This window comes from Effusibacillus consociatus, assembly GCF_042652925.1.
In the GTDB taxonomy this organism is placed as follows: domain Bacteria; phylum Bacillota; class Bacilli; order Tumebacillales; family Effusibacillaceae; genus Effusibacillus; species Effusibacillus consociatus.
This window is the reverse complement of the sequence record NZ_JBHSHC010000151.1, coordinates 1-2,851: the sequence shown is the minus strand read 5'-3', so window position 1 is coordinate 2,851 and position 2,851 is coordinate 1. Positions and strand designations below refer to the sequence as shown.

General features: G+C 39.9%; 5 protein-coding genes and 2 pseudogenes. 1 reads left to right on the top strand and 6 read right to left on the bottom strand.

The features are described 5' to 3' along the window. Positions 1-194: pseudogene (locus ACFO8Q_RS21650) on the top strand (IS110 family transposase); the annotation flags it as partial. 517 nt (positions 195-711) lie between these two features. On the opposite strand, the gene ACFO8Q_RS21645 reads toward ACFO8Q_RS21650, so the two are convergent. From ACFO8Q_RS21645 to ACFO8Q_RS21620, 6 genes and pseudogenes are all read right to left on the bottom strand, one after another. Further along, positions 712-1,053, bottom strand: coding sequence for a hypothetical protein (locus ACFO8Q_RS21645; RefSeq protein WP_380029003.1), 342 nt, complete (start codon positions 1,051-1,053; stop codon positions 712-714). Then, the gene (locus ACFO8Q_RS21640) at positions 1,046-1,618 is read right to left on the bottom strand and encodes an RDD family protein (protein WP_380029001.1); all 573 of its coding nucleotides are present in this window, start codon (positions 1,616-1,618) and stop codon (positions 1,046-1,048) included. Before ACFO8Q_RS21640 ends, ACFO8Q_RS21645 begins: the two co-directional genes overlap by 8 nt. A 7-nt stretch (positions 1,619-1,625) precedes the next feature. Further along, positions 1,626-1,892 carry a hypothetical protein gene (locus ACFO8Q_RS21635; RefSeq protein ID WP_380028999.1) on the bottom strand — a complete coding sequence of 89 codons (267 nt, stop codon included), beginning with the start codon at positions 1,890-1,892 and terminating at the stop codon, positions 1,626-1,628. A gap of 8 nt (positions 1,893-1,900) precedes the next feature. After that, positions 1,901-2,110, bottom strand: a complete 210-nt coding sequence (locus ACFO8Q_RS21630; protein ID WP_380029005.1) for a hypothetical protein — start codon at positions 2,108-2,110, stop codon at positions 1,901-1,903. Between the two features lie 81 nt (positions 2,111-2,191). Then, a pseudogene (locus tag ACFO8Q_RS21625) lies at positions 2,192-2,245 on the bottom strand (lipoprotein); the annotation flags it as partial. Positions 2,246-2,484: 239 nt separating this feature from the next. Then, a partial coding sequence (locus ACFO8Q_RS21620; RefSeq protein ID WP_380028996.1) for a hypothetical protein occupies positions 2,485-2,851 on the bottom strand: 367 nt, incomplete at its 5' end.

Sequence of the window (2,851 nt, the reverse complement as noted above, 5' to 3'; positions counted from 1 at the left end):
GAAAAAAACGAGCAGCGGTTGCAACAGGCCGTAAAATTTTAACGATCGCGTACCATGTGCTTAAGGATAAAGAGCCTTACAAAGAACTGGGTCCCAACTATTACGATGAACGGATCAAGACGAGAGTCATCAACCAAGCAATTAAACGACTGGAATCACTCGGGTGTAAAGTTACCATTGAATCAGTAGCATAGTGACTTTCACATAAAACGAATTTGAATTGCTCTAGCAACTCAGTGACGTTTTTAAAAAATAGCTTCACTGGGTTTAGTTTCCTATTGCCTTTAGAGGTACTCCCTGCCTCGGATATTTTCAGGGTAGAAAGGCAGGATAAGCGTATCCCACCTTACTTTGTCCCTGTCGTTGTTTATGAGTTGTTATCTTCTGTTTCTTCTCCTCTTTGAAACGATGTAACCACGTGGTCACGAAGTACGGGCCGGAAATAAATATAGCATTCTTCTACTATCACGGAATATAAACAAAATAATGGAAATATCGCGGGTCTATTTTGCTGAAAATTCATGGAATAGGAGGACAGAGGGGTAGGCGGTAAGTATTGAATCGGCAACTTACCAGCGAATTGGACGTACAATTTCAGAAAACTTCAGTGCCATGCGTTGGTGAAAAAAAACGTCCCTACACGAATGTAGGAACGCGCTAGTCATAGATTGACCTTTACTAATCGAATCCTTGTGGGCTTACTCTTTTTACTTATGTATTATGTTTATGAGTTTCCAAGATTCTCCCGTCAATAATCCCCTGACATCCCGTACAAATATAGTTACCGGTAGATGATTTTTCAATTTTGTAGTTAGAAAACCATTCTGGATATTGTTCTATATGAGTCAAAACAAATTCTGTTCTTAGTTTCAAACCTTCCTCAAAAGGAATCTGTTGAAAAAAAGATAAGCCTTTATAGTCCCTTAGCCATATTTCATATTTGTGCATTAACTCAGTATAGGAACCATTCCCCGACTGACTATGTCTTTGACCAATAGGAGGCACTTCAAAACCTATCCCTAAAGCATGCTTCCAGCCAAGATTATTATTCATATAAGGGACTTCCTTCCGATGAATTTATGATTACTTCAGTCGGTTTTTTTACAACAAGACATCCTGCTATCATATCATGTAAAGCCTGCTTTTTCTCCGTGAAACCTGCCATAAAGAAACCGATGAAAAATATCATGTAAGACAAAAGTTTACTGAAGTGTCTACCTGTTGCACGTAAAAAGGAAATTCGATTTCCATGAATGTCTGTTACTTTGATACCAACTAACTTTTTCCCCAGTGTTCCTTGTATTGACGAGCTTTCCATGAGTGCAACATATAACCAGGTTCCCGCTATAACTATGAGTTGTAAAATAGCATCCGCAGGCCCTTCTTGTGGTTCAAGAAAACCAAAAATAAGACCCAAAATAAAAGCTATAGGAGCCAGAATAATAGAATCCAAAAGCATAGCCCCAACCCGTACCCAAAAACCTGCATATTTATTTTTGGGGGTAGTAATAGATTGGGTGAGTTTTTGCATTGGAGTTCCACATGATTGACAAAAGTTCGCATCATCTGCATTTTTCGTACCACACTTTTGACAAAACATATATCCGCCTTCTTTCATCCAGTACTTAATCTTTAATCAAAGAACCAAGAATATAATTAAAAACCGTAAGAGCAAGCTGTGACGCGCATGCGATATTAAAGACGGTTCCGAATATACCAAATTGAACGGCTGAATCATAGAACCAATAAATCTGAGCAAGACCGGGCAATACGAAGGTTAAAATTGCCCCAAGAAAACCTGCGTCCGAATATGCAATAAAAACAGTCCAAATATGGAGTAAGGTACCTGAAATAATAGCAAGAACGAAAAATAAACTAGTTAACCACTTCATGATTTCACCTAACCTTGAAATAATTTAACCAACATAACAACCGCCGTAAACGTCCCTACGACAATTAAGAATGGCTTCCAATGAAAATAAATTCGCATAGTAGTCCCCCCATATGTAAAATTGGGAAACCAAACGGCTCCCGTGTTATTCGCAAGCATCTCGTCATGGTCTCGGTCCAAACGATGGTCACCATATCCTGCTTTAATAGATGCTTTCATGAATTTTGTGGCTTCTCGGGAAGAAGAAAAATCGGAGCAATCGCGGTCAACATTCATATGAGAATAATGGTCGTGACCGCCAGAGCACCCTGAAACCACTAATGTTAAACCAAAAAGAAATATACACTTTTTCATTTAACTCCCTCAACCATTTTATGCCTTGCAAATGTATTAGAGTCTGTTTAAAAACTACGTACTGAATTAAAATTCTGAACAAAATCTCACCAAGCGGAATTCCTTTTATGGAAATGAAAGGGATTGGGATGACCCGGCTCTCTTTTCGTATTGACAGCTTTTGATGTATGGCCGTTTTTAGGCAGACTAATCCCGTAGAGCCTTCCTACACTTTTTAGATCAGGCCTCATGTATTCAAATTACGATGCCAACGGCAGAGTGAATTGTTCTACTTGGATATCGCGTAGTTTGTGAATTTGTTCCACATGATTCGAAGGAAGAACGGTATCCCGCACATGCTGGATCATTCTTTGAATCAATCGGAACATGTCCCTCATGATGAGGAAGGATTGCACTCTTGCTGTTTTGCGAACTGGTAGCTTCTTGTGTCGCATGACCGAATCCAGTTGGTTCGATTCTTGTGCAAAAGCAAGCTCTACCTGCTTACGGTAGAGGAGCATCCGCTCCTGCAATTCACTGCCTTGTGGTATCGGACCGTACAAAAAAGGGTTGTCCGCAAAGGAAAAGCCGAATTGTTTGTCGCAGCGACCTTGCATGGGGCAGGAA